This window comes from Scandinavium lactucae (genome assembly GCF_033843265.1).
In the GTDB taxonomy this organism is placed as follows: Bacteria; Pseudomonadota; Gammaproteobacteria; order Enterobacterales; family Enterobacteriaceae; genus Scandinavium; species Scandinavium lactucae.
Genome location: NZ_JAWXRD010000028.1, coordinates 204327 through 210740, shown reverse-complemented (window position 1 = coordinate 210740; position 6414 = coordinate 204327). Strand labels below are relative to the sequence as shown.

Annotated in this window: 6 protein-coding genes; 2 read left to right on the top strand and 4 right to left on the bottom strand. The window is 55.4% G+C overall.

Translation table 11 applies throughout. The features are described 5' to 3' along the window. Positions 1 to 390: 390 nt before the first annotated feature. Positions 391 to 1095 carry a FadR/GntR family transcriptional regulator gene (locus SIK69_RS10485; protein ID WP_319627329.1) on the top strand — a complete coding sequence of 235 codons (705 nt, stop codon included), beginning with the start codon at positions 391 to 393 and terminating at the stop codon, positions 1093 to 1095. Further along, positions 1096 to 2496, top strand: coding sequence for a multidrug transporter subunit MdtD (gene mdtD / locus SIK69_RS10480; RefSeq protein WP_319786052.1), 1401 nt, complete (start codon positions 1096 to 1098; stop codon positions 2494 to 2496). Here mdtD and rbsR read toward each other — a convergent pair. From rbsR to rbsC, 4 genes are all read right to left on the bottom strand, one after another. Continuing rightward, a complete protein-coding gene (gene rbsR / locus SIK69_RS10475) occupies positions 2493 to 3485 on the bottom strand; it encodes a ribose operon transcriptional repressor RbsR (RefSeq protein WP_374941346.1) in 993 nt (330 codons plus the stop codon). The two genes, mdtD and rbsR, sit on opposite strands and share 4 nt — an antisense overlap. Before the next feature lie 3 nt (positions 3486 to 3488). Next, positions 3489 to 4418 carry a ribokinase gene (rbsK, locus tag SIK69_RS10470; RefSeq protein WP_319786057.1) on the bottom strand — a complete coding sequence of 310 codons (930 nt, stop codon included), beginning with the start codon at positions 4416 to 4418 and terminating at the stop codon, positions 3489 to 3491. 109 nt (positions 4419 to 4527) lie between these two features. Continuing rightward, positions 4528 to 5418, bottom strand: coding sequence for a ribose ABC transporter substrate-binding protein RbsB (rbsB, locus tag SIK69_RS10465; protein ID WP_319627326.1), 891 nt, complete (start codon positions 5416 to 5418; stop codon positions 4528 to 4530). A 27-nt stretch (positions 5419 to 5445) separates the two neighbouring features. Then, complete coding sequence (gene rbsC, locus SIK69_RS10460; protein ID WP_319786051.1) at positions 5446 to 6411, bottom strand: ribose ABC transporter permease; 966 nt, start codon at positions 6409 to 6411, stop codon at positions 5446 to 5448. Positions 6412 to 6414: the final 3 nt, after the last annotated feature.

The window sequence follows — 6414 nt, the reverse complement described above, 5'->3', positions numbered from 1 at the left end:
CCATGTCACTTTGAGTGCCCACACAGATTGTCTGATAAATTGTTAAAGAGCAGTGCAACGCGGCTTTCGCTCACCGTTGCGAGGTCCCGTATAATACGTTTTCCTCATTCAGAGTCAAGCGTTTAATTTCACTTTTCTCTGTCGGCGTTCATCGCTGAACCCCTACTGCCCCGGCGGCTTGCTTGCCGTTGTTCCGTGTCAGTGGAGGCGCATTATAGGGAGTTATTCTGAGGTGACAAGAGGAAATTTAAATAATTTTATCGTTCGCACTTTTTTTCACCAAAAGAGCCATAAAAGCACCATTAATCGCGCTATCTGCTGTTTTTAACGCCGGATTTTGTCCCTGAATGGCATACTAGAAAGGTAACTAGACAGAAAGGAATGACATCAATGTCCTTAAGCGCGCAGCAGCTGGCAGCACAAAAGAACATCTCATGGGTTCTTGCAGAGAAACTAGCGCAGAAGATTTTAACTGGCGAGTATCCACCGGAATGCATCCTCCCCGGCGAAATGGAACTCGGAGAACAGTTTGGCGTAAGCCGGACTGCCGTTCGCGAGGCCGTAAAGACGCTTACCGCAAAAGGCATGGTACTTCCGCGTCCACGTATCGGTACTCGGGTCATGCCGCGCAGCGACTGGAACTTTCTCGATAAAGAGCTGCTTTCATGGTGGCTTACCGAAAACAACTTCGAAGAAGTGGTGGAACACTTCCTAGTGATGCGCAGCAGTCTTGAACCTCAGGCCTGCATGCTGGCTGCCACGTTAGGCAGTGCAGAGCAAAAAACCCGGCTGAATACATTGATGGAAGAGATGGTACAGCTGAAGCGCCATTTTAACCGCGAGCGCTGGATAGAAGTGGATATGGCCTGGCACGAACAGATCTACGCCATGAGCACTAATCCGTTCCTGACCTCCTTTGCCTCCCTGTTCCACTCGGTCTATCAAACCTACTTCAACGCCATCACGCAAAATGAAGTGGTCAAACTCAGTCTCCATCAGGCCATTGTCGATGCTATTCAGGACAGCGACGGCCCGCGAGCCTGGCAGGCCTGCCAGGCGCTATTAACCGCCCCTCATGCCCAGGCACATAAATAGATGACAGAAAAGAAAGCTCGCAGTATGGCTGGCCTGCCGTGGATTGCGGCCATGGCCTTCTTTATGCAGGCGCTGGATGCCACCATTCTGAACACTGCCCTACCGGCCATTGCCCACAGTCTGAACCGCTCCCCGCTGGCGATGCAGTCCGCCATTATCAGTTACACCCTGACGGTCGCGATGCTTATCCCGGTCAGCGGCTGGCTGGCGGACCGCTTCGGCACCCGACGCATCTTCATGATTGCCGTGAGCCTTTTTACGCTGGGCTCACTGGCCTGTGCGCTCTCCAGTTCTTTATTAGAGTTGGTCATCTTCCGCGTGATTCAAGGGATTGGCGGGGCGATGATGATGCCGGTAGCGCGTCTTGCATTATTAAGAGCTTACCCGCGCAGTGAACTCCTGCCAGTGCTGAACTTCGTAACCATGCCCGGGCTGGTAGGCCCGATTCTGGGCCCGGTACTGGGCGGTGTGCTGGTCACCTGGGCGACCTGGCACTGGATTTTCCTGATCAATATTCCCATCGGCGTGGCGGGGTTACTGTATGCCCGCAAGTATATGCCGAACTTCACCACGCCGCGACGCAGGTTCGATATGACCGGATTTCTGTTGTTTGGTCTGAGCCTGGTGCTGTTTTCCAGCGGTATGGAGTTGTTCGGTGAGAAGATCGTCTCGACGTGGATAGCGTTGGCGATTATTGCGTTGAGTGTCCTTCTATTACTGTCATACATTCGCCACGCCCGCCGTCATCCAACCCCGCTTATTGCGCTACCAATGTTTAAAACCCGGACGTTCTCGGTCGGAATTGTAGGCAACCTGGCGACACGCTTGGGCACAGGCTGCGTGCCGTTCCTGATGCCGCTGATGTTGCAGGTGGGCTTTGGCTATCCGGCGCTAATTGCGGGCTGCATGATGGCACCGACCGCGTTAGGCTCGATTCTGGCGAAATCTACCGTCACGCAGGTACTGCGCTGGCTGGGATACCGGAAAACGCTGGTTGGAATAACGGTGTTTATCGGTCTGATGATCGCCCAGTTTTCCGTACAGTCGCCTTCGATGCCGGTCTGGATGCTGGTCCTGCCTTTATTCGTGTTGGGGATGGCGATGTCGACGCAATTTACCTCCATGAATACGATCACCCTCGCAGACCTGACTGACGAGAATGCCAGCAGCGGCAATAGCGTGCTGGCCGTGACGCAGCAGCTCTCTATTAGTCTCGGGGTTGCCATCAGCGCGGCGGTACTGCGTTTCTATGAAGGGTTCAGCGGGACCAATACCGTGGAACAGTTCCACTATACCTTTATTACGATGGGGGCCATCACCGTGGTGTCGGCGCTAACGTTTATGCTGTTAAAACCGAAGGATGGCCGCAACCTGATTAAGGAGCGACACAAGAAGGCTTAAGCCGATCCCCGCACCACCAGTTCGGGCGTGAGCTGCACACGCTGCTGTTTCTGCCCGGGCTGCGCCATGCGATGGATTAACACATCAATAGCCAGCTCGCCCAGTTCATCTTTTGGCTGATGGATTGTGGTCAACGGTGGCGTCATGAATGCCGCCAGTTCGATATCATCGTAGCCCACCACCGCCATATCCCGTGGCACGCTTAACCCCGCCTGATACAGAGCCTGGTAAACCCCCACCGCCATTGCATCATTGCCAACAAACACCGCCTGCGGCGGTTCTGCTAAAGCCAGCAGCGCCCGCATCGCCGTCAGACCACCGCCAAACTCAAAGTCGCTGGTGATGACGTACGCGTCGTGAAGCGGTAAGCCACTGCGCTGCATGGCAGACTGATAACCTTCCAGTCGCAGCCGGGCGGGGGTTTTATCCAGTGGCCCAGCAATACAGGCAATACGCGTGTATCCCTTATCAATCAGATACTGCGTGGCCATGTCTCCGCCGAGCAATGAATTATCCTGTATCAGATCGCTGTCACCGTCGAACGGTGCCCAGTCCATCATCACCGTCGGGATAGACGGGTAGCGCTGCATGATCTCCTGCGACGGCTGGTGCGTTTCGGTACACAGCAGCAATAACCCGTCGACACGCTTTTGCATCAGCGTTTCGAGGTTACTGTTCATACGCTGCTCATCCCCTTCGGTATTGCACAGCACCAAACTGTAACCACGCTCAAAGCAGCTTCGCTCTACGCCACGCACCAGCTCCGAGTAAAACGGATTGGTACTGGCGGTGATCAGCATGCCAATAGTATGGGTTTGATTGAGTTTGAGACTACGCGCCAGAGCGGACGGCGCATAGTTGAGACTTTTGATTGCAGCGTTCACTTTTTCGGTGATCGCGTCGCTGACGAACCGGTCTTTATTAATGACGTGAGAAACCGTCGAGGTAGAAACGCCCGCCTGACGGGCAACATCCTTCATGGTAGCCAAGCGTTACCCCTGCTGACGTAAGAAGTCGTCTATCTCTTTGCGCCATGGAACGGAAGGCTGAGCCCCTTTGCGGGTTACAGCAATAGCCGCCGCCGCATGGGCGAAGCGTAATGCTTCAGGCAGAGCTTCGCCTTCGAGTAGTGCCGTCATCAGCGCACCGTTAAAGGTATCGCCCGCGGCGATGGTGTCGATGGCCTGCACCTTGAAGCCCAGCACGCGTTGCCCGTTCCCCTGCTGGCTGGCCCACACGCCACGGCTGCCAAGCGTAATAATGACGGTCCCGATACCTTTGTCATGCAGAACCTGCGCCGCTCTGGCCGCTTCGTCATCATTAGTGACGCGCACCCCGGTCAGTTTTTCTGCTTCGGTTTCGTTCGGAGTAATGATATCCACCAGCGCGAGCAAATCGTCTGACAGCGCACGCGCCGGAGCAGGGTTCAGCACCACGGTGGTATTGTTGCGATGGGCAATTTCAGCGGCAGCCTGCACGCTTTCCAGCGGTGATTCAAGCTGCATCAGCAGCGCATCGGCCTGAGCGATACGCTGTTGCTGCTCCGCGACCAGGTCGGTAGAGAGCGCGGCATTGGCTCCTGCATGAATACCGATGACATTCTCCCCTTCGCCGTTAACGAAAATCAGCGCCACGCCGGTGGATTCGCCCGCGACCACGGTCACCGGTTCGACGTCGATATTATCGCTCGCCAACTGTTTACGAACCCGTTCCCCGGTATCGTCATCGCCGGTGCAGGCGATAAACGCAATGTTCGCGCCGCTGCGTCCGGCGGCGACCGCCTGGTTAGCACCTTTGCCGCCAAATGCGACCTGATACTGGTTACCGGTGACGGTTTCGCCCGGGCGTGGAAACGATTCAAGGTTGAGAATGTGATCGGCATTGATGCTGCCAAGGACGACGAGGTTACCTGCGGTTTTCATAATCATGAGTGTCCGATAAAGAGCGCCACCGGGATTTCCGGTGGCGCGTGCCACACTTTTCTTTTTACGTTGTCCCCTCAGGCTCTTGTTGGCCTGAATCGGTGATGACTTATTGCTTGATGACCAGCTTCAGGTCAACAGGATATTTGGCCTGAACCTTCTCACCTTTCAGCACCTTAGCAGCAACATCAACGCCCTGGGCACCGATTTGCTCTGGCAACTGTGCAATCGTCGCAGCCAGTTTGCCATCATTTACTGCTTTTTCGCCATCCGGAGTGCCATCAAAACCGACAACCATCACATCGGATTTACCGGCCGTCTGCAGCGCACGCAATGCACCCAGCGCCATTTCATCGTTCTGCGCGAATACCGCCTGCACGTCAGGGTGTGCTGTCAGCAGGTTCTGCATGACGTTCAGACCTTTGGTACGGTCGAAGTCTGCTGGCTGGCTGGCCAGGACATTAAATTTGTGTGCCGCAACAGCCTGCTGGAAGCCTTCACCACGTTCGCGAGCGGCGGACGTCCCGGCAATGCCCTGCAGTTCGATAACTTTCGCGCCTTCACCGGCTTTCTTCGCGATGTAGTCACCGGCGATTTTACCGCCCAACACGTTATCAGAGGCGATATGGCTGACCACTTCACCTTTAGACGCCTGACGGTCGAGGGTAATGACCGGGATCTTCGCCTGGTTTGCCATCTTCACAGCGTTACCCACGGCGTCGGAATCTGTTGGGTTGATCAGCAGAATTTTGGTGCCACGTACGGTCAGGTCCTGAACGTTCGCCAGCTCTTTTGCCGGGTTGTTCTGAGAATCCAGTACCACCAGGTTATAGCCCAGTTTATCCGCCTCTTTCTGCGCACCGTCTTTCAGGGAAACAAAGAACGGGTTGTTCAGGGTGGAGATAACCAGCGCAATGGTGTCTTTCGCCATCGCGTTAGCACTTACGGTGGCGCTCAGTGCCACAGCAGAAACCAGGGTAGCCAGTTTTTTCATGTTCATATCTGAGATGTCCTGTTATGTCAGTTATTACTGCTTTTTGTTGTCTACCAGCACCGCCAGCAAAATCACCACCGCTTTAACGATCATCTGGTAATAGGAGGAAACACCTAACAAATTCAAACCATTATTAAGGAAACCGAGAATCAATGCGCCGATCAGCGTCCCAACAATGCGACCTTTCCCGCCCGCGAGGCTGGTGCCGCCCAGAACCACTGCCGCAATCGCGTCCAGCTCATAACCCGTCCCGGCCGTCGGCTGGGCGGAAGAGAGGCGCGCGACTTCGATAATCCCCGCCAGTGAAGCCAACAGGCCACACAGCGAATAGACGATAATTTTAACTTTATTGACGCTGATCCCGGACAGACGGGTAGCCGCTTCGTTGCCGCCCAGCGCATAGATGTAGCGGCCCAGGCGGGTGTGATGCAGCATGTACCACGCGGCGAAAAACACAATCGCCATGATCCACACCGGGGTCGGAATGCCCAGCGGACGGCCAATCCCGAACCAGCCAAACACATCGGCGTTATCGGTAAAGCCGGTATTCACCGGGCTGCCATTGGTATACACCATGGTTACCCCGCGCAGCAGCAGCATCATCACCAGGGTGGCGATAAACGCCTGCACCCGGCCTTTGGCGACAATCACCCCGGTGACCGCGCCAATCGCAGCCCCTAATGCCAGCGCCGCCGCAACCGCCACCAGCGCATTCACTTCAATGCCAACAATCGAGGCCGCCACTGCGCCGGTCAGCGCCAGCAAAGAACCGACCGACAGGTCGATACCGGACGTGAGAATAACCAGCGTCATCCCCACAGCCATAATGGCGTTGACCGAGGTCTGTTGCAGAATGTTGAACAGGTTATTAACGGTAAAAAAGTTTGGACTCATGGTCGAGACGACCGCGATCAGCACCAGCAGGGCAATCAGCGATTTTTGCTCTAACAGCCACGCTTTGGTGAAGTAGCGGCGACCAGCAACAGCCTGGGTAGTCATCTT